The following is a 19,771-nucleotide window of genomic DNA, read 5'->3' as shown; positions in this document are numbered from 1 at the left end:
CCGTTATATTGAACGAAGTTCGATCCCGCGCACAATTCGAAACGAGCCGTCGGCGGTGTGTCACGCGTCTTTGACAAACATACAGGAGAACTGGACTATGCGCGTCTCACACGACCTTGCCTGTCAGACTACGCGTTCTGCGTTGCCGACTGTAAAGGGTGCGCGCGCCATCAACGCGCGGACGATTGGCCGCCTCGCTACAGGCCTCCTTCTCATCGCACTGGCGTGTGCGGATGTTCACGCCCAAAGCACGTTTGCGCTCAGCAGCACGAACTTTCGCGATGGCGCACAGGTTGCCGCATCACAGGTGTTCAACGAGAGCGGCTGCACAGGCGCGAATCGTTCGCCGCAATTGACATGGCGCAATTCACCGGCAGGAACGCGCAGCTACGCCGTCACGATGTTCGATCCCGATGCGCCGGGCTCCGGCTGGTGGCACTGGGCCGCAGCCAACATTCCCGCGCATGTGAATGCACTCCCCGAAAACGCCAGCGCCTCGGGTGCGCTCAAGCAGCTCGGCGCGCTGGAAGCGCTCAACGACTTCGGCGGTGCGGGCTACGGCGGCCCATGTCCGCCGCCGGGCAAACCGCACCGGTACGTCGTGACCGTCTATGCGCTCGGCGTCGACAAGCTTGCGCTCGCCCCCGGCGCTCCCGCAGCCGTGTTCGATCACGCGATCCACGGCGCCGCGCTCGGCAGCGCGCAGATCACCGTCACGTACGGACGCTGAAAGACGCGGGGCACACGGCTCCGGCTAACATGTCACCGCGCGGCCAGCGCTCTCTTCCTGTCGTCCAACCTTCTGTTGGAGCCCTACATGTCTCGAATCGTCATTGCGTATCACAGCGGCTACGGCCATACGAAAAAACTTGCCGAGGCGGTGCTCGACGGCCTGCAAAACGCGGGCGCCGATGCGAAGCTGCTGGCCGTCGCCGAGATCGACGATGCCGGCTGGGCCGAGCTCGATGCCGCCGACGCCATCGTGTTCGGCGCGCCCACCTACATGGGCGGTCCGTCCGCCGACTTCAAGAAGTTCGCCGACGCAAGCTCCAAGGTCTGGTTCACGCAGAAGTGGAAAGACAAGATCGCCGCGGGGTTCACGAACTCCGCCACGATGAACGGCGACAAGTTCTCGACCATCCAGTATTTCGTGACGCTCGCCATGCAGCACAGCATGATTTGGTCGGGCACCGGCATGATGCCCGCGAACACGAAGGCCGCCACGCGCGACGACCTGAACTTCGTGGGCGGCTTCACGGGCCTGCTCGCGCAATCGCCCGCCGACGCGTCGCCCGACGAAGCGCCGCCCGCCGGCGATCTCGAAACCGCGCGGGCCTTCGGCGCGCGCGTCGCCGCGGTCACGGCCCGCTGGTTGGCCGGGCGCGCCGCCGCGGCCTGAAACGCGCGCGGCCTCGCGCTGTCATATCTTCTAAACGCGCCTCGCGCAAAGTGAGCGCGAGGCCTTCGCGCCCCAAGGCTGCGGCCAGCCCCAGCCTTACGGGTTACTCCCGATTTTTTTCCACCGCTTGCCGCACCTCGAGCCGCCATCGGTCTTAAAATACCGTTCCGGCGCCGCATGGGTGAGCGCCGCGCGGCACGTTTCGCCGGCGCGGCAGGCAGCGCCCGCAATCCCCGAGTTTCAGAGAGACCGAGATGAGCACGAAAGTTTTTGTCGACGGACAGGAAGGCACGACCGGCCTGAAGATTTTCGAATACCTGTCTGAGCGCGCCGACGTCGAGATCCTGCGCATCGACGAAGCGAAGCGCAAGGACGTCGAGGAACGCCGCCGTCTCATCAACGCGTCCGACGTGACTTTCCTGTGCCTGCCCGACGTCGCCTCGCGCGAGTCGGCCTCGCTCGTCGAAAACGAGCGCACGGTGCTCATCGACGCGAGCACGGCCTTCCGCACCCACGCCGACTGGGCCTACGGCCTGCCCGAGCTGACCCGCGCGCAGCGCGAGCGCGTGCGCAACGCCAAACGCATTGCCGTGCCGGGCTGCCACGCTTCGGCGTTCGTGCTGGCCATGCGTCCGCTTGTCGAGGCGGGGCTCGTGGCGCCCGATTTCGCGGCGCACGCCTACTCGCTCACGGGCTACAGCGGCGGCGGCAAGAAGATGATTGCGGAGTACGAGGCCGGCGGCAACGCGAAGCTCATGAGCCCGCGCCCCTACGCGCTCGGCCTCACGCACAAGCATCTGCCGGAAATGGCGTTCCACGGCGGCCTGAAAGGCGCGCCCGTGTTCACGCCGATCGTGGGCCCGTTCTACAAGGGTCTCGCGGTCACGACCTATTACTCGCCGCAGCAGCTCACGCGCCGCGCGAAGCCCGAAGACGTGCTGGCGCTCTACGCCGAGTACTACGGCGGCGAAAAATTCGTGCGTGTGATGCCGTTCAACGCCGAAGCCAACCTCGACGAGGGCATGTTCGATGTCCAGGCGAACAACGACACCAACCGTGTCGACCTGTTCGTGTTCGGCAACGACGAGCAGTTCGTGACCGTCGCGCGTCTGGACAATCTGGGCAAGGGCGCTTCGGGCGCCGCGATCCAGTGCATGAATCTCGCCATCGGCGCGGCGGAGGACACCGGCCTGAATGCCTGAAGGCTAGAGGGCTCAGGCGAGCCGCCGGCATCTCCGCGGCGGCTAAAGCGAAAAACCCGGCACTGCAAAGCGCCGGGTTTTTTGTTTATGGGCGGCGCTTGCGGGAGGCGCTGGCTCGCACCGGCTGACTGCGACGCAAATCGTACGGGCAAAAAAAAGCCCGCCATGCTTGGCGGGCTGAATCCATATCAGAGGAGACATGGAGGAGACAGAAACAAGTATAGCGAACTACTTGGTGCGACGCAACATGTAAAGTAGTGTGGACCCTGAACGTTGCTAATAAGCAACAAAATGAGGCATCAGGATTACCCGGATAACGGGGCGCGGGTCCGGAACCGCGGGAATGGCGGCCGAGGGAGCCCGATGGGCCCCGAAAAAGCCTACTGGGCGACCATCGAGAGAATGAACGTCAACTGGTCGAGCCCCACTGGCCGCACCAGATGCACGTCGAAGCCGGCGGCAAGCGCCTGCTCGCGATGGCGCGACTCGCCCCAGCCGCTCAGCGCGATCAGTAGCGGCGCGCGTGCGCCGCAGGCTTCGCGCAGCCGCCTTGCGAGAGCGGCCGGCTCATCGTCGGGCGCGAGCGACAGCGCAACGATCGCCACGTCCGGCATGAAGCGCGCAGCGGCTTCGGCTGCGTCATCGAGTGTTTTCGCCATGGCGGTCGCGTACTGGAGGTCGGCCAGCAATGTGCCGAGCCCTGCCAGCGACTTCTCGTCATGATCGGCGATCAGGATGCGCGTCTCCATCCGCCGTCTCCGTTCCCACTGGTTTGCATCGTTCCCCGTCCGCTCGCGTGGCTCGACGCCTTGCTCTCAGGCGTCTTATTCGTTCCACATTATCCACCGCGGCCCGGCCGGGCTTTGTGCGTCAACGAGCGGTCGTCTGAGGATTTTGACCGGCAAACCGGACCGCTCGCTCCCTTGTTCGCCCCCCGCCGACGCGATTCGCCACTTCGAACGCCCACCGGTGCTCGCACCGCTCAGGCGCGGCCCGCGCGGCGCGCCGCGACCTTGCCGAGCACCGCAAAGTCGCGCTCGCCGTCGCCGTGCGCAACGGCTTCGAGCAGGCTGTCACGCAGCACGCTCGCGACGGGCAGCGGCGTCGCGACCGCGTCGGCGGCCGCCAGCGCGAGCCGCACGTCCTTCAGGCCGAGGCGCGCCTTGAAGAGCGCCGGCTCGTAGCGGTCTTCCGCGATCATGCCGCCGTAGCCCGCGTAGACGGGGCCCGGAAACGGCCCGGCGGTGACCACGTCGAGAAAGTCGCGCATCGCCACACCATGGCCGCCCAGCAATGCCGCCGCCTCGCCGAGCGCCTCCACTGCCGCCGCCAGCATGAAGTTCGCGGCGAGTTTCATCACGTTCGCCTGCTGCGGCAGCGCGCCGATGCGCCAGGTCTTCTGGCCGATCGCGTCGAACAGCGGCTGCACGCGGTCGATGGCCTCGGCGGCGCCCCCCGCGATGATCGTGAGCTTCGCCGCCGCCGCGGCGTCGGGCCGCCCGAGCACCGGCGCGGCGACGTAGTGCAGGCCGAGCTCGGCGTGCTCGCGCGCGAGCGTCTCGGCCAGCGCCACCGAAATCGTCGCCATGTTCACGTGCACGAGGCCGCGCGGCGCGTGCTCGAGCAGCGTCGCGTCGACCACTTCGCGCAGCGCCGCGTCGTCGGCGAGCATCGAAATCACGGCGTCGCCGGTGAACGCCTCCGCGGGCGCCGCAACCGCGCGTGCGCCCGCGGCGGCCAGCGCCTCTGCCTTCTCCGGCGTGCGGTTCCAGACGCGCACCGTGTGTCCCGCCTTCAGCAAGTTGGCGACCATTGCAGCCCCCATTTCGCCAAGGCCGATAAAGCCGATATCCATCGTCTGCTCCTTGAGGAGACGCCCTGGGTGGCGCCTGATGATGTCAAGCGGCAGTAAAGCACAGTGCGCGCGGCGCTGCAGCGAATTGCGAAGCCGCCGCGCCCGTCGTCCAGCAGAGCACGCCAGGGACGTAGCGGCGGTGCGATACTGGTGCCATGGTCACCGCCACTTTCCGCTTCTACGAGGAGCTGAACGACTTTCTCGCGCGGCCGCTGCGCCGGCGCGCGTTCAGTTGCCCGTGCGCGCGCAACGCCACGGCGAAACACATGATCGAGGCGCTCGGGGTCCCGCACACCGAAGTGGAACTGATCCTCGTGAACGGCGAGTCGGTGGGATTCGAGCATCCGCTCGCGGACGGCGACCGCGTGGCCGTCTATCCAAAGTTCGAGGCGCTCGACATCCGGCCCCTGCTGCGCGTGCGCGCGAGCCCGCTGCGGGACATGCGCTTCATCGCCGATGCCCATTTGGGCGGCCTCGCGCAACTGCTGCGGCTCACCGGCTTCGACACCCTCTACGACAACCATTTCGCCGACGACGCCATCGAATCGCTCGCCGCAGCCGAGCACCGCATCGTCCTCACGCGCGACCGCGAGCTCCTCAAGCGGCGCAGCATCACGCACGGCTGCTACGTGCGCGCGCTCAAGCCGCGCGCCCAGCTCTACGAACTGTTCGAGCGGCTCGATCTCGCCGCGAGCGTGCAGCCGTTCCGGCTATGCCTGACCTGCAATGCGCCGCTGCGGCGCATCGCGCCCGGCGAGGTGCGCTCGCGCGTGCCCGACGGCGTATTCGAGCGGCAAGCGCGCTTCGTCACCTGCGACGTCTGCGAGCGGGTGTTCTGGGAGGGCTCGCACTGGCGACGGATGCGCGCGCTGATCGACGACGTGGCCGGCACGCGCAATGGCGCGCGCGACGGTACGCCGCCAGCCGCGCAAGCCGGTGGACATGCCACTTCGCCCGATGAACAGCACGACCCGGACGGCGACGCCACGCCCTGATGCGCGTCGCCGCGATGGACGCGCGCAGGCGTTTGCGTACAATGCGCGCCACTGCCCAACCTCGGAGCCGAACCCATGGCCATGAAAAAATTCGACCTTGAGAAAAACAAGGCGCTGAAACTGATGCAATCGACGAACAAGGCCGGCCCCGACCGCTTCGGCAAGGGCTCGACCCCCGCGGCGCTCGACCGCCGCGAGCAGCGCAAGCTCGACCAGGCCGCGGGCCTCGTGCCGTTCGCGTGCAAGCTCAACGCCGATCTCGTGGAAAAGCTGAAGGCGCGCGCGGAAGATCATCCGCAAGGTCTGACCGGCCTTTTGACCGAGCTGCTCGAAGCCGGGCTTGCGCACGACGCGTCTTGAACGCGAGACGCCGCGACTCGCGCATGACGTGCGGGTTGTGTGCCCCATAGCGCCCCATAGCGCCATTTAGCGCCCTGTAGCGCGCTATAACGCCCCATCGCGCGTCGCATAACGCGCGAAAAACGGGGACAAAAAAACCAGAGCATCGGCTCTGGTTTTTTCTTTCCGCTGCCCGCCTGCGGCTTCGTTGCCGCGCGGGCCGGATGGGGCGCCTTACTGCTGCGCGCCCTTGTCGCTCGTGCCTGCGGCCGAAGCGGCTTCCTGCACGGGCGCGCGCTTGCCGTGGTGCTTGAGCTTCTTGTGCTGCTTCTTGGCCTTTGCCGGAGCGGCGGCAGCCGGAGCAGCCGCGGCGGCGCCCGATGCTTCCTGAGCAAAAGCTTGAGCCGAAATCAGTGCGACGGATGCTGCGATGAGCGAGGCGAGAATCTTTTTCATCTGTTGTTCCCCAAACCTGACAAGTATGACCGGCACGTTGTGAATTAGCTTTGCAGTACGGCGAAACGGTCCGCTGGCCGATCTGGGCGGGCGATTCGCGCGAAGCAGTATTACGCAGCGTAGGCGGTTTGTCATCCGTAATTGGGCCGGTGTCTTGTCAGTGAGACATTTTGCTTTCAATTCGGATACGATCGAGGTTTCGCACGGCTGTTCGTCTTGCGCACCTGCCTTCCGCGGCAGAATCACGCCAAATCCGAGAATTCCGCTTGAAATCCGCCAACCACCACCTGCGCGCCAATCTGCTGATGCTGGCCGCCGCCATCATCTGGGGCTCCGCGTTCGTCGCGCAGCGACTGAGCCTCGACACAATCGGTCCGTTCCTCTTCACCGGTCTGCGCTTCCTGCTGGGCGCGGCGGTCGTGTCGGCATTCGTCTTCGCAACGGGCTACCTGCAGCGCATGCGGCAAGGGCGCGATCGAGCGGCCCCCGCACGCCGGCTCGACACGGCGCTGCTGCGCTCGGGCGCGCTGCTCGGGCTCGTGCTCGCCGTGGCCATCTCGCTGCAGCAAATCGGCCTGCGTTACACGAAGATCGCCAACGCGGGGTTCATCAGCTCGCTCTACGTCGTCATCGTGCCGATGCTGGGCGTGCTGCTGCGTCACCGCACCGGCCCCGGCACGTGGATCGGCGCGGCGCTCGCGGCGGCCGGGCTCTACCTGCTGAGCATCAACGAGCATTTTTCGATCATGTACGGCGACTGGTATCAGCTCGGCTGCGCGTTCGTCATCTCGATTCAGGTGATGCTCGTGGGCCACTACGCGCCGCGTCACGACCCGCTCGCGCTCTCGATCGTGCAGTTCGTCGTCTGCGGGCTCCTCTGCCTCGTCGTTGGGGTCGCATTCGAACCGATGCATCTCGCCGACATCGCCCGCGCGGCGCCCGCCATCCTCTACGGCGGCGCGCTTTCCGTGGGCGTGGGCTACACGTTCCAGGTGGTCGCGCAACGCGATGCGGCGCCCTCGCATGCCGCTGTGATCTTCAGCATGGAAGGCGTGTTCGCGGCGATCGCCGGCTGGGTCGTGCTTGGCGAGACGCTCAGTGCGCGCGCACTCGTGGGCTGCGCGCTGATGCTCGTGGGCTTGCTCGCCTGCCAGTTGCTGCCGACCACGCGCGGCCGCGTTCACGCGCACGAGACCCAGCCCGCGGAATCCGCTTGAATGCGCGGCAAATTACTCGACCTGCATTCGATCTGAGTTTTATCGAAGCCGATTCGATTCTCTTGCACATGAATAGCGTCGCCTGCGGGCGGCGCTTTTTTTTGCACGGCTTCCGGCAGTTTCGATCCACATGTCGAGGGCGCTTTGTGCCTTCCGCGTGGGGATATCGTGTCGACAGGCAAGTTATCCACGGCAAGCTCTGGATAATCTGGGGATGACCTGGCGAACGAACTGTGGATCACTTCTTGATAACTTCACATCGTCTACCGAAGGCCCAAAAGTTATCCGCAATGTTCGAAATGCATACAGCGATTGTCCGCATGCCTGTCCGGATCGCATCGAATTGAACTGAATAAGAAATACCGCGTTATCCACAGGAAATGCCACGGCTTGTTAACTATTACTACGTATACATATAGATATTCATAACTCTTATTAGATAACTTGCGCTGCCCGACGCAACATTACGATGCAGGTGCATCGCGAGCGAGAGTCGCATCGACAAAACGCGGCAAACCCAGCAACGCGCGACGCGCAATGGAACGCCTGATCTCCGCGCGACGCCCGGAAAAGAGCACGGTCTCGCTTGCCGAAACCACCGCGCCGCGATGCATGCACGCCCATGCAAAGCTATGCGTGGCTGGCGCCCTGCCCTCCTGCTCCGGCGCCAGCCACCCGATGCTTGCGAGCGCCACGTTCGCGTGCCCTGCGCGCTGCACGAGCAGCGCTTCGGCCAGCGTGCGGGCGAGTGGCTCACCTGGCGGCACATCCGTCTCCACCGCCGCTTGTGCGAGCGTGCCTGGCAACCCCGCCAATGCAGCGTGCGTATGCACGATGACGCCGATATCGAGGCATCCGTGCGCGCCCGCCACGTCGGCGAGCATGGCCGACATCGCTCCGGCCGTGCAGGTTTCGATGCTCGCGAGCACGAGCGCGCGCGAGTGCAGATAGCCGACGATCTGCTTCGAGATGTTCATGGTTCGTGGGGCCCTGTTGAAGGCGACAAAAGAAGGCAACAAAAAAGGCGTGCGGCCGCGAAGCCAGCACGCCCTTGAGGCGATCCGAGCGCGGCTGCGCTAGCCGCCTTCCATCATCCGCTCGATGGCCGGTTCGAGGTGGCGCAAGCCGACGGTCGCCGGCTCGTGCTCGACGACGCCAAAGAACTCCGTGCGGCGCGGCGCGGGATCGACGAGCATATTGCGCGCGTAACGGCCGTAGCGCGTGGGCGGCAGCAGCCGCTCGGGTGGAATCACTTCGAACGCCGTGCCCACGGCAATGAACAGATCGTCGTCGGTCATGGCCTGCTGAATGCGCCAGAGCGTCTCGTACTCGGGAGCGGCTTCGTTGAAGAACACGACGCCCGGCTTCACGCTGTCCACCTGGCCGCACGACGGACAGGCAGCGCCGGGATCGAGCGCGCCGCCGCCGCTCGGGAACCGATAGTCGCAGTCGGTGCAGAGCAGCGAAATCATGTCGCCGTGCAGATGCGTGACCTGGCGCGCGCCGGCCTGCTCGAGCATGTCGTCGATGTTTTGCGTGACGAGGTGCACGCGCTCCGTGCCCCACGTGTTCTGCCACTGCGCGAGCAGGCGATGGGCATCGTTCGGGCGTGCGCCCGAGCACTCTGCAATGCGCTGGTTATAAAAGCGGAACACCGCGGGCCGGTTGCGGCGCCACGTGTGGTAGTTGCAGACCTCGTCGATGCTCGCGTGCGTCCAGATGCCGTCGCCCGTGCGAAACGTCGAGATCCCGCTTTCCGCCGAGAGCCCCGCGCCAGAAAACACGTACAGACGGGGCAAGCGGCCCTCCTGACGAGCTGGCTGCCCGGATGCCTGTCGGGGTTGCTCCAAATCGGCCACTTTCATCTCCTGGATTCGATCGGCGCCATTATGACGCCGCGTCCCGTCTTGCGGCAGTGGGCGGCGGCACGTGCGCAGGCAAACCGCGCGCCGCGGGATTTTTACAGACGGTTACAGCAGAGCGTATGCCGTAGCACCTTGGAGCGATTCCAGTCTCTAGTATCCCGCCATTCTCGGACGCATCGCCGCGTCCGGACACATGATGACAAAGGACGAGGAAGCACCATGAAACGCGCACTGATTCTCTCCGCTCTCGGAGTGACCCTCGCCGCGGCGTGCGGCCAGGCGTCGGCGCATACCGACCTGAGCGTGATGCTCGGCGTGCCTGTTGCGCCGGTCTACGCGGCGCCGCCGCCCGTGGTCTACGAGGACGCCCCGGTCGCGTACGCCGCGCCCGCCTATGCGGCACCGGCCTATGGTTATGGTTATGGTTATGGCTACGGCTATCGTGACGATGACGACTGGGACCACCGTGACCACGATCACGGACGCCATCGCGGCTGGCACAAGCACCATCACGACGACGACGACGACGATTAAGAAGGCGGGAGATGGGGGCGCACGCGCCCCGAGATGCGGATGTCTTGAGGGATGTGAGCGGGGTGAGCTCTGGCGAGGGCGCGGCGAGGTTTGCCGCGCCCTCGCTGCTTACTCCACCGTCACCGATTTCGCGAGGTTGCGTGGCTTGTCCACATCGGTGCCGCGCGTGCAGGCCGTGTGATACGCGAGCAACTGCAGCGGCACCACGTGCAGGATCGGCGAGAGCTGGCCGTAGTGCTCCGGCATGCGGATCACGTGGATGCCCTCTTCGCTCGCGATATGCGTATCGGCATCGGCGAACACGTAGAGACGGCCGCCGCGCGCGCGCACTTCCTGCATGTTCGACTTGAGCTTCTCCAGCAGCGCGTCGTTCGGCGCGACCGTCACCACCGGCATCGCCTCCGTCACGAGAGCGAGCGGCCCGTGCTTGAGTTCGCCCGCCGGATAGGCCTCGGCGTGGATGTACGAGATTTCCTTGAGCTTGAGCGCGCCTTCGAGCGCGATCGGATAGTGCAGCCCGCGCCCGAGGAACAGCGCGTTTTCCTTGCGCGCGAACTCCTGCGACCAAGCGATGATCTGCGGCTCCAGCGCCAGCACGCCGTTGAGCGCCGCCGGCAGGTGGCGCAGCTCCTTCAGGTACGCCGCTTCCTGCTGCGCATCCACGTGGCCGCGCAGCTTGCCCAGCGTCACCGCTAGAATGAACAGGCCCACCAGCTGCGTCGTGAACGCTTTGGTCGACGCCACGCCAATCTCGCGCCCCGCGTGCGTGAGGAATTTCAGTTCCGTGAGACGCACCATCGCGCTCGTCGCCACGTTGCAGACCGCGAGCGTGTGCTCCATGCCGAGCGACTGCGCGTGCTTGAGCGCCGCGAGCGTGTCGGCGGTTTCGCCCGACTGCGAGATCGTCACCACGAGCGAGCGCGGATTGGGCACCGACTCGCGATAGCGGTACTCGCTCGCGATCTCGACTTCGGTGCGGATCTTCGCAATCGATTCGAGCCAGTACTTCGCGGTCAGCCCCGCGTAGTAGCTCGTGCCGCACGCGAGAATCAGGATGCTGTCGATGCCCTTGAACACCTCGCCCGCGTTTTCGCCGAACTGGACGGGATCGAAGGCGACATCGGCGGGAATCGTGTCGGAGATCGCGCGCGGCTGCTCGAAGATCTCCTTTTGCATGTAGTGGCGATACGGGCCGAGCTCGACCGCGCCGCTATAGGCCTGCACGTCGCGCGCCGGGCGCTCGGCCGGGTGGCCCGCGCGATCGACGATGCGCACGCCTTCGAGCGAGATCTCGCAGACGTCGCCCTCTTCCAGATAGCTGACGCGGTTCGCGCTGCCCGCAATCGCGAGCGCGTCCGAGGCGATGAAGTTGCCGCCCTCGCCATAGCCCACCACGAGCGGCGAGCCCGCACGCGCGCCCACCACCGTGTGCGGCTGGTCCTTGTGCACCACGCCGATCGCATAGGCGCCCGAGAGCTGCTGCACGGCTTCGCGCACGGCGGCGAACAGGTCGCCCTTGTACAGGCTGTGGATCAGGTGCGCGATGACTTCGGTGTCGGTCTGCGAGACGAACTCGTAGCCCTTGCCGCGCAGCATCTCGCGCAGCGACTCGTAGTTCTCGATGATGCCGTTGTGCACGATCGCCAGCGCATTGCTCGAGAAGATCGGGTGCGCGTTGTTCACCGTGGGCGCGCCGTGCGTGGCCCAGCGCGTGTGCGCGATGCCCGTGACGCCTTCGAAACGCGTCTCGCGCGCCTGCTCGTCGAGCTCGGCCACGCGCGCGACGCTGCGCACGCGCTGCGGGCCCTCGGCCGTGACGATGGCCACGCCGCACGAGTCGTAGCCGCGGTATTCGAGCCGCCGCAGGCCTTCGATGAGAACGGGAACGATATTACGTTGCGCAACTGCGCCGACGATGCCGCACATGGAGTTCGGTCCTTTGCAATGAGAGGCGGGGCGCCGCGCTGCGATGAATGCTCACGCGCGCGGCGCCCGGAATGTCCTGCTGTTCAGCTGTTCTTTCAGCGTTTGTGCTTCACCGGCCGAACGTAGCCGGTTTTCGCGATCTGAGTCTTTTCGTTGAGCACGAGCGTGTCTTCGGGCACGTCCTTCCACACTGTCGTGCCCGCCGCGATGGTCACGCCGCGGCCCACGCGCACGGGCGCGACGAGCTGCGTATCGGAGCCTACGAACACGTTGTCCTCAATCACCGTGCGGTGCTTGTTCGCGCCGTCGTAATTGCAGGTGATGGTGCCCGCGCCGATGTTCACGCCCGCGCCCACGTCGGCGTCGCCTACGTAGCTCAGGTGGTTGGCCTTCGAGCCGTGGCCGATGTTCGCGTTCTTCACCTCGACGAAGTTGCCCACGTGCACTTCGTCGGCGAGCTGCGCGCCCGGGCGCAGACGCGCGTAGGGACCGAGCACGGCCTGCGCGCCAACCGTCGCGCTCTCGATATGCGTATACGCATCCACGCGCGTGCCCGCGCCGATCACGGCGTCGCGGATCACGCAGTTCGGGCCGATGCGCACGTTATCGGCCAGCGTCACCAGGCCTTCGAACACGCAGTTCACGTCGATGAACACGTCGCGCCCACAGCTGATCGAGCCACGCAGGTCGAAGCGCGCGGGGTCCGCGAGCGTCACGCCGGCGGCGAGCAGCGCATCGGCGGCGTTGCGCTGGTACACGCGCTCGAGCTCGGCGAGCTGCTGCTTGCTGTTCACGCCGAGCGTCTCCCACTCCGCATCAGGCTGCGCGGTGACGACCGGATGACCCGCCGCGATCGCTGCTTCCACGACATCGGTGAGGTAGTACTCGCCCTGTGCGTTGTCGTTGCCGAGCGCCGCGAGCCAGCCCGCCAGCGGCGCGGTGGGCGTCACGACGATGCCGGTGTTGATTTCGTCGATGAGGCGTTCGTCGTCGCTCGCGTCCTTCTGCTCGACGATGCGCAGCACCTGGCCGGTCGCGCCGCGCACGATGCGGCCGTACCCGGTCGGATCGTCGAGCGTCACGGTGAGGATGCCGTAGCCTGCCTTGTGTCCGTTTTGGCCGGCTTTGGCCGCGGCATCGGTGAGGCGCTTGAGCGTGGAGGCGCGCGTGAGCGGCACGTCGCCGTAGAGTACCAGCGTGGGCTGATTCACATCGAGCAACGGCAGCGCCTGCGCGAGCGCGTGGCCCGTGCCGAGCTGCTGCTCCTGCACGGCGAACTGCACATCGGGTGCGGCAACGGCGGCGCGCACGGCTTCGCCGCCATGGCCGATCACGACCACGAGGCGCGTGGGCGAAAGGCTGCGAGCGGTGTCGATGACGTGCGAGAGAAGCGGCTGGCCGGCGAGCGGATGGAGCACTTTCGGCAGTGCGGAGTGCATGCGTTTGCCCATGCCTGCCGCGAGGATCACGATGTTCATTGCATCGGTGACTTAAGAGGGAATGAAGCGCACGATTTTAGCATGGGGGGTATCCCCAACACCGCCTGCCGGCGGGCGTTTGCCCCGGCGCCGAACACTCTTTTACACACTTGCGACAGGCGCAAAAAAGGCGGCCCTCGTTGGCCGCCTTGGGGTCCGACTCGGTTTTGCAAGCAGCGCCGAAGCTACGCCGCCTGCGGCCTGTTTCAGAGCTCGTCGAGCGGCGTGAACTTCAGCGCCGCGCCGTCGCCGGCGGGCGAGTCGGTCGAGCACGGCTCCTCGTCGAACGCGATATCGCCTGCCGGGTCGGCCACGCCCGTCGTGCGCAGATCCTTGAAGCCGAACAGCGTGGCGTCCATCAGGTGCGAAGGCACGACATTGCCGAGCGCGTTGAACATGTTCTCCACGCGGCCCGGGAAGCGCTTGTCCCACTCGCGGATCAGCGCCTTCATTTCCGCGCGCTTGAGATTAGGCTGGCTGCCGCACAGGTTGCACGGAATGATCGGGAATTCGCGCAGCTCGGCGTACTTCTCCAGATCGGTTTCCTTCACGTAGGCGAGCGGCCGGATCACGATGTTCTTGCCGTCGTCCGACTGCAGCTTGGGCGGCATGCCCTTGAGCTTGCCGCCGTAGAACAGGTTCAGGAGCAGCGTCTGGAGGATGTCGTCGCGATGGTGGCCGAGCGCGATCTTGGTCGCGCCGAGCTCGCCCGCCACGCGGTACAGAATGCCCCGGCGCAGGCGCGAGCACAGCGAGCAGGTGGTCTTGCCCTCGGGCACGAGGCGCTTGACGATGCTGTAGGTGTCCTGATTCTCGATGTGGTACGGCACGCCCACCTTGTCGAGGTAGGCCGGCAGCACGTGCTCGGGAAAGCCGGGCTGCTTCTGGTCGAGGTTCACCGCGACGATCTCGAAGTTGATCGGCGCGCGCTCGCGCAGGCGCATCAGGACGTCGAGCAGCGCATAGCTGTCCTTGCCGCCCGAGAGGCACACCATGACCTTGTCGCCTTCCTCGATCATGTTGTAGTCGCCGATCGCCTCGCCGACCTGGCGCACGATGCGCTTGAACAACTTGTTGTTCTCGTAGGCTTCCTTCTGCTCGCGGCGCGTGAGCGCGCGGCGGCCAGTGTCTGCGGAGGAAGCGTCGGCCGCGGCTTCGGGGCTCGCTTCCGGGCTTACTTCGGTGCTCGCGGCCTGCGCGGCGGCGAGCGTTTCGGGGGCGTTCATGAATCAGTCCTCTTTGATGCGAAAGACCTCGACGCCCACCGCGTCGCAGTCCGGATACACGTCGGGCTTTTCGGTCGACACGCGCACGGCGCGCACCAGCTCGTGCGAGAGCAGCGCAGCGGCGAGGTCGTCGCAGAGCGTCTCCTGCAGATGGATATGGCCCTGGCCCACGCGTGCGGCGACGGTCGCGCGCATGAAGTCGTAATCGACGACTTCGCGCAGCTTGTCTTCGTGCGGCGTGGTCGACGCGAGCGGAACGAACAGGTCGACGTTGATGACGACGCGTTGTTCGCCGCGTTTTTCGAAGTCATGCACACCGATGTTGATGTGCACTTCGTAGTTGCGCAAGAAGAGCCGGCGGCAGTCGGCGAGCCGGGGATGCAGGAGTACGGCGGACATGTTCGTTCCAGTCGATAAAAGCGTGCGTTGCCTGGCGCACGGGCGCCAGCGCCCGGCGGGTCATGCGGTTGATCTTCAAAGCGTGCGGGCGGCGGCATGGCGCGCGCCCTCGCGCGGGTCCGGGCCCAGGGGTCCGGTTGATTCTTTTGCCAGCGGGCCTTGGGGGCGCCTCAGGCTTTATCGGCCCTTTCGGTCTTTTTCAGCCTTTTTGGGGCCGGCCTCGCCATCGTCTTTGCGAGGCTGCGTCGCAGCCCGGCTGCCCCTGCCCGCTCCGGCGCATGCTCGCATGCGCGTGTGGACGGGCAACGGCAATTGCATTTAGTTGCATTTCATTCGGTCACTTTTAATGACCGACGCAACCGGCGCCTTCGACGCTCAGGCGCCCGTCAAAAACATCACGTCGCGCGGCAGCGGCACGAGGTGCTGGCCGCCGTCGACCACCAGCGTCGAGCCGGTCACACCCGAAGCCTGCGCGAGATACAGCGCGGCCTCCACGAGATCGGCGGGACGCGACGCGCGGCCGAGCGGCGTGACCTTGTGCGCGGCGGTGAAGCTCTCCGGCGTCTGGTCGCCCGACTGCAGCGTGAGGCCGGGCGCGAGACCCACCACGCGCATTTTCGGCGCAAGCGCTTGGGCAAGCGCGACAGTGGCATTCTGCAACGCGGCCTTGGTCAGCGTGTACGACAAGTAGTCCGGATTCATGTTGTACAGCTTCTGATCCAGCACGTTGATCACACAGGTCCGCAGCGATTCGTCCTGCAGCGCGGCTTCGGGCGTCGCTTCCCACAGCATGCGCGCGAGCACGAGCGGCGCGCCCACGTTGATCGCCATCAGATGCTGCAGCCTCGCATAGCCGACGTCGCGCGCCGTGTCCTCCTCGAAGCGCGACGCATTGTTCAGCACGCACGCGGGCAGGCCGAGCGCCGCGGCGCAATCCGGCACGAGGCGCGCCACTTGCGCCTCGTTGGCCAGGTCGGCGTGCAACGCGACCGCACGGCGGCCCATGGCGCGAATCTGCTCGACGACCTCATCGGCCTCCGCTTGCGAATCGCCGTAATGCACCGCGACGTCCCAACCGTGCTCGGCAAAGCCCAGCGAAAACGCACGGCCGATGCGGCGCGCGCCGCCGGTCACGAGGATCACGCGCGCCGCCGCGCGGGCGCTCGAATGCGCGTGCGATTCAGATGACGGGTTCACGTTCGATGCGGGGTCGGATGTCAATTTGCCCTGGGCCGTGCGCGGCGCATCGTGCCCAGCCGCGTTCGAGGCCCCGCCGGACGGGCCGATGCCCGATGTTGCGCCGATTGCGCTCATTTACAATGCCGGGATGAATCCGAAAGCTCACGAACCCGCTAGTTTACCTGTTCCCGAGCCGATCGCGCTCGCGCAGTCCGAGGCGCTCGCCGCAGCCCTGCGCGCCGACGTCGCCGCGGCGGGCGGCTGGCTGCCGTTCGACCGCTATATGGAGCGCACGCTCTACGCGCCGGGGCTCGGCTATTACAGCGGTGGCGCGCGCAAGTTCGGGCTGTTCGCCGACGATGGCAGCGACTTCGTGACCGCGCCCGAAATGTCGCCGCTCTTCGCGGCCACGCTCGCGCGCGCCGTGGGCGAAGCGCTCGCGGCAAGCGGCACGCGCGCGCTCATGGAATTCGGCGCAGGCACGGGGCGGCTCGCGGCGGGCGTGATGCTCGCGCTCGAGGCGCTGGGCGTGCCGTTCGACACGTACGCCATCGTCGATCTTTCGGGCGAGTTGCGCGAACGCCAGCGCGAAACGATCGAGCGACTCGCGCCGCATCTGGCCGCTCGCGTGCAGTGGCTCGACGCGCTGCCCGCGCAGTTCGAAGGCGTGGTGATCGGCAACGAAGTGCTCGACGCGATGCCGGTGCGCCTCTTCGCGCGCAAGGACGCCGTGTGGCACGAGCGCGGTGTGAGCGTGAACGGCGACGGCGCATTCCAGTTCGCGGACCAGCCCGCCATGAGCGGACTCGACGCCGACTGGGCGCAGAGCGTGCCCGGCAGCGTGCTCGCGGACATCGAGGGCAGCGAAGACTACGTGACGGAAACGCACGAGGCCGCGCTCGCCTTCACGCGCACGATCTGCACGATGCTCGTGCGCGGCGCGGCGTTTTTCATCGACTATGGTTTTCCGCGCGGCGAGTACTACCATCCGCAGCGCGTGCAAGGCACGCTGATGTGCCACTATCGCCACCGCGCACACGGCGACCCGTTCCTCTACCCCGGCCTGCAGGACATCACCGCGCACGTGGAATTCAGCGGCATCGCGCAGGCCGGCGTCGAAGCGGGCGCGGACCTGCTCGGGTATACCTCGCAGGCGCGCTTCCTGATGAACGCCGGCATTACCGAGGTGCTGGGCGAGATCGATCCGCACGACGCCGCGCGCTTTTTGCCGGCTGCGAACGCGGTGCAGAAGCTCGTCTCGGAGGCGGAGATGGGCGAGCTCTTCAAGGTGATCGCGTTCTCGCGCGGCATCGATGCGACGATCGCCGCCTTCGCGCGCGGCGACCGCAGCCACACGCTCTGAGCGTCATCCAACCACTACGGGCCGACCATGATCCGCTGGTTCCTGACCACCTTTATCGCCGTTGCGATTCTCTCCAGCGCGCAGCCGTGGCTCAGGAAGCTCGGCATCGGCCGGCTGCCCGGCGATATCACGCTGCGCATCTTTGGCCGCGAATATCCGCTGCCGTTCATGTCGACGCTCGTGCTCTCGATGGCGCTTTCGTTTCTCGTGCGCGCGCTCTGAGCGCTCGACGATTCTGACACGGCAGGTGCCAAGATGGGCGCCAGACGTGGAAACGGCGCACAGGTGCGCCGTTTCGAGCTTCAACGTGTCACGCCTCGTCACCCGGCGGGCAGCGCTTCTTCCACCGCGCCAACGCGCGCGCGATGCACCGCTTCCTTGATCTTCTCCGCGGCGTTGTTGCCCGCGCCCGCTTCGGTGATCGTGCGCGCGATCGCGCCCGCGTCCACGCCGCGCGCCGCGGTGAGCGCCACGCGCAGCCGCTCCGCCTGCGGATAAGGCGCGTTTTCCCAGTTCAGGCGCCCGCGCAAATCTGCCTCGCAGGCCTGTAGCGCTTCGGCGAAGCGCGCGGGCTTGCGCAGGGCGTCGCTGCGCTCGAGCATGCGCACGAGCGCGGCCGCGCCCATGTCCATCACGCGATGCACGTTGCCGTGCTCGCGCGCCACGAGCAGCGCGAGATCGCGGCATTCGTTGGGTACGCGCAGGCGCTCGCACAACGGCTTGAGGAGGTCGACGCTGCGCCCTTCGTGGCCGATGTGGCGCGGCAGCACGTCCTCGGGCGTGGTGGCCTTGCCGAGATCGTGCGTGAGCGCCGCGAAGCGCACCGGCAGCGCATAACCCTGCGCGGCGGCATGGTCGATCACCATCATCACGTGGATGCCGGTATCGACCTCGGGGTGATAGTCGGCGCGCTGCGGCACGCCGAAGAGACTGTCCACCTCGGGCAGCACGCGCGCGAGCGCGCCGCATTCGCGCAGCACCGCGAACATGCGCGAGGGCTTGTCTTCCATGAGCCCGCGCGAGACTTCCTGCCAGACGCGCTCGGGCACGAGCGCGTCGACTTCGCCCGAGGCCACCATCGACTGCATGAGCGCCATGGTCTCGGGCGCGACCGTGAAATCGGCGAAGCGCGCCGCAAAGCGCGCCACTCGCAGGATGCGCACCGGGTCTTCGAGAAACGCCTCGCTCACGTGGCGGAACACGCGCTCGCGCAAATCGTTCGCACCGCCAAACGGATCGACCACGGGCCCGGTCAGCACGCCGCCGGGCTGGACCTCGCGCGCCATCGCGTTGATCGTGAGATCGCGGCGCGCGAGATCTTCCTCGAGCGTGACGTCGGGCGCGTAGAAGAACTGGAAGCCGTGATAGCCCGCGGCCGTCTTGCGCTCGGTGCGCGCGAGCGCGTACTCCTCCTGCGTCTGCGGATGCAGGAACACCGGAAAGTCCTTGCCCACCGGACGATAGCCCTGCGCGGCCATCTGCTCGGGCGTCGCGCCCACGACCACGTAATCGCGGTCGCGCACGGCCAGGCCCAGCATCTCGTCGCGGATCGCGCCGCCTACCACGTAGATCTTCATGCGTCGGGTTCGTCGTGTTCGATGCGACGGGTTTCCTTGCGCGCGGCCTCGATCCACGCTGCCACGGCCGGCGCCGCCGTCACGCGCGCCGCGTAGGCGGCCGCCTTCGGCGAGAGCTGCGGTGCGTAGCTGTTAAAGCGCATCACGACGGGCGCGTACATCGCATCGGCGATGCTGAATTCGCCGAACAGGAACGGGCCGCCGCTGGCGTCGAGACAGGCGCTCCACAGCGAGTCGATGCGCGCGATGTCGGCGAGCGTGCCGGGCGTGGCGCCCGCGCCCGGCTTCGAGGTGCGGATCGCCATCGGCATGTTCGAGCGCAGATCGACGAAGCTCGAATGCATTTCCGCGCTCACGCTGCGCGCTCGCGCGCGCGCGTTCGCGTCGCGCGGCCACAGGGCGTGCTGCGGGAAGCGCTCGGCGAGCGTTTCGGCGATCGCGAGCGAGTCCCACACGGCGAGGCCGTCGTCGGTGATGAGGCAAGGCACCTTGCCCGACGCCGAGAACTCGAGAATCGCGCCCTTCGTTTCGGGCCGGTCGAGCTCGATCAGCACCTCTTCGAACGGAAGGCCGAAATGCGTCATCAGCACCCAGGGGCGCATCGACCACGACGAGTAGTTCTTGTCTCCAATGACGAGCTTCATATTTACCGTTGAATAAAGAGTCAAGGTTGGAAAGCGCCACGCGCCCGGCTTCACGCCAGGTTTCGTGGCCCGCTTCGTGGGTACAGCGATGTTGCTGCCGGCTGCGCGCGCGGCGTT

The 19,771-nt window shown here is 66.6% G+C and carries 21 protein-coding genes; 9 read left to right on the top strand and 12 right to left on the bottom strand.

All coding sequences use genetic code 11. The annotated features are described in order from the left end of the window. Positions 1-142: 142 nt before the first annotated feature. The 3 genes from E1956_RS04005 to argC all read left to right on the top strand — a co-directional run bounded on the left by E1956_RS04005 (position 143) and on the right by argC (position 2,601). A complete protein-coding gene (locus tag E1956_RS04005; RefSeq protein WP_232071263.1) occupies positions 143-730 on the top strand; it encodes a YbhB/YbcL family Raf kinase inhibitor-like protein in 588 nt (195 codons plus the stop codon). Positions 731-817: 87 nt separating this feature from the next. Then, the gene (locus tag E1956_RS04000; protein WP_134747529.1) at positions 818-1,399 is read left to right on the top strand and encodes a flavodoxin family protein; all 582 of its coding nucleotides are present in this window, start codon (positions 818-820) and stop codon (positions 1,397-1,399) included. A gap of 254 nt (positions 1,400-1,653) precedes the next feature. Beyond that, on the top strand, positions 1,654-2,601 hold the full coding sequence (gene argC, locus E1956_RS03995; protein WP_134747528.1) for an N-acetyl-gamma-glutamyl-phosphate reductase: 948 nt from the start codon (positions 1,654-1,656) through the stop codon (positions 2,599-2,601). A 380-nt stretch (positions 2,602-2,981) separates the two neighbouring features. Here the strand turns inward: argC and E1956_RS03990 are convergent, their stop codons facing one another. Together E1956_RS03990 and E1956_RS03985 are read right to left on the bottom strand one after the other, a co-directional pair. Further along, positions 2,982-3,350, bottom strand: coding sequence for a response regulator (locus E1956_RS03990; protein ID WP_134747527.1), 369 nt, complete (start codon positions 3,348-3,350; stop codon positions 2,982-2,984). Between the two features lie 233 nt (positions 3,351-3,583). Then, entirely contained in the window at positions 3,584-4,495 is a 912-nt protein-coding gene (locus E1956_RS03985) for an NAD(P)-dependent oxidoreductase (RefSeq protein WP_256377770.1), read from the bottom strand. A gap of 116 nt (positions 4,496-4,611) precedes the next feature. Between E1956_RS03985 and E1956_RS03980 the strand changes: the two genes are divergently transcribed. Beyond that, positions 4,612-5,451, top strand: coding sequence for a Mut7-C RNAse domain-containing protein (locus E1956_RS03980; protein ID WP_134747525.1), 840 nt, complete (start codon positions 4,612-4,614; stop codon positions 5,449-5,451). A gap of 75 nt (positions 5,452-5,526) precedes the next feature. Continuing rightward, the gene (locus E1956_RS03975) at positions 5,527-5,811 is read left to right on the top strand and encodes a hypothetical protein (protein ID WP_134747524.1); all 285 of its coding nucleotides are present in this window, start codon (positions 5,527-5,529) and stop codon (positions 5,809-5,811) included. A gap of 213 nt (positions 5,812-6,024) precedes the next feature. On the opposite strand, the gene E1956_RS03970 is transcribed toward E1956_RS03975, so the two are convergent. Further along, positions 6,025-6,246, bottom strand: a complete 222-nt coding sequence (locus E1956_RS03970; protein WP_134747523.1) for a hypothetical protein — start codon at positions 6,244-6,246, stop codon at positions 6,025-6,027. A 305-nt stretch (positions 6,247-6,551) separates the two neighbouring features. Here E1956_RS03970 and E1956_RS03965 point away from each other — a divergent pair, with 305 nt between their 5' ends. Beyond that, positions 6,552-7,463, top strand: coding sequence for a DMT family transporter (locus E1956_RS03965; protein WP_134750337.1), 912 nt, complete (start codon positions 6,552-6,554; stop codon positions 7,461-7,463). 464 nt (positions 7,464-7,927) lie between these two features. On the opposite strand, the gene E1956_RS03960 is transcribed toward E1956_RS03965, so the two are convergent. Beyond that, complete coding sequence (locus E1956_RS03960) at positions 7,928-8,440, bottom strand: CinA family protein (protein ID WP_134747522.1); 513 nt, start codon at positions 8,438-8,440, stop codon at positions 7,928-7,930. A gap of 99 nt (positions 8,441-8,539) precedes the next feature. Further along, a complete protein-coding gene (locus tag E1956_RS03955; RefSeq protein ID WP_232071261.1) occupies positions 8,540-9,262 on the bottom strand; it encodes an SIR2 family NAD-dependent protein deacylase in 723 nt (240 codons plus the stop codon). Positions 9,263-9,547: 285 nt separating this feature from the next. On the opposite strand from E1956_RS03955, the gene E1956_RS03950 reads away from it, so the two are divergent. Beyond that, on the top strand, positions 9,548-9,862 hold the full coding sequence (locus tag E1956_RS03950; protein WP_134747520.1) for a hypothetical protein: 315 nt from the start codon (positions 9,548-9,550) through the stop codon (positions 9,860-9,862). 108 nt (positions 9,863-9,970) lie between these two features. On the opposite strand, the gene glmS is transcribed toward E1956_RS03950, so the two are convergent. The 5 genes from glmS to E1956_RS03925 form a co-directional block, all read right to left on the bottom strand. Further along, complete coding sequence (gene glmS, locus E1956_RS03945; protein WP_134747519.1) at positions 9,971-11,788, bottom strand: glutamine--fructose-6-phosphate transaminase (isomerizing); 1,818 nt, start codon at positions 11,786-11,788, stop codon at positions 9,971-9,973. A 95-nt stretch (positions 11,789-11,883) separates the two neighbouring features. Then, positions 11,884-13,266 carry a bifunctional UDP-N-acetylglucosamine diphosphorylase/glucosamine-1-phosphate N-acetyltransferase GlmU gene (glmU, locus tag E1956_RS03940; protein ID WP_134747518.1) on the bottom strand — a complete coding sequence of 461 codons (1,383 nt, stop codon included), beginning with the start codon at positions 13,264-13,266 and terminating at the stop codon, positions 11,884-11,886. A gap of 206 nt (positions 13,267-13,472) precedes the next feature. Beyond that, positions 13,473-14,492: a tRNA 2-thiocytidine(32) synthetase TtcA gene (gene ttcA / locus E1956_RS03935; RefSeq protein ID WP_134747517.1), complete on the bottom strand. Its 1,020-nt coding sequence runs from the start codon at positions 14,490-14,492 to the stop codon at positions 13,473-13,475. 3 nt (positions 14,493-14,495) lie between these two features. Beyond that, positions 14,496-14,891 (bottom strand): dihydroneopterin aldolase, encoded by a 396-nt coding sequence (locus tag E1956_RS03930; protein ID WP_028221681.1) that lies wholly within the window; start codon positions 14,889-14,891, stop codon positions 14,496-14,498. Between the two features lie 375 nt (positions 14,892-15,266). Then, a complete protein-coding gene (locus E1956_RS03925; RefSeq protein WP_134747516.1) occupies positions 15,267-16,205 on the bottom strand; it encodes an SDR family oxidoreductase in 939 nt (312 codons plus the stop codon). Here E1956_RS03925 and E1956_RS03920 point away from each other — a divergent pair. Next, a complete protein-coding gene (locus E1956_RS03920) occupies positions 16,177-17,433 on the top strand; it encodes a class I SAM-dependent methyltransferase (protein ID WP_418789232.1) in 1,257 nt (418 codons plus the stop codon). The genes E1956_RS03925 and E1956_RS03920 overlap by 29 nt on opposite strands. Positions 17,434-17,460: 27 nt before the next feature. Next, entirely contained in the window at positions 17,461-17,655 is a 195-nt protein-coding gene (locus E1956_RS03915) for a DUF2905 domain-containing protein (protein WP_069264258.1), read from the top strand. A gap of 98 nt (positions 17,656-17,753) precedes the next feature. On the opposite strand, the gene E1956_RS03910 is transcribed toward E1956_RS03915, so the two are convergent. Both E1956_RS03910 and E1956_RS03905 read right to left on the bottom strand, forming a co-directional pair. Further along, positions 17,754-19,010, bottom strand: a complete 1,257-nt coding sequence (locus E1956_RS03910; RefSeq protein ID WP_134747514.1) for a multifunctional CCA addition/repair protein — start codon at positions 19,008-19,010, stop codon at positions 17,754-17,756. Next, entirely contained in the window at positions 19,007-19,654 is a 648-nt protein-coding gene (locus E1956_RS03905) for a glutathione S-transferase family protein (protein ID WP_134747513.1), read from the bottom strand. The genes E1956_RS03910 and E1956_RS03905 overlap by 4 nt, the downstream gene beginning before the upstream one ends. Between the last annotated feature and the right edge of the window lie 117 nt (positions 19,655-19,771).

This window comes from Paraburkholderia pallida (assembly GCF_004524855.1).
In the GTDB taxonomy this organism is placed as follows: domain Bacteria; phylum Pseudomonadota; class Gammaproteobacteria; order Burkholderiales; family Burkholderiaceae; genus Paraburkholderia; species Paraburkholderia oxyphila.
The sequence above is the reverse complement of the archived record's forward strand: the minus strand, read 5'-3'. Positions and strand labels throughout refer to the sequence as shown.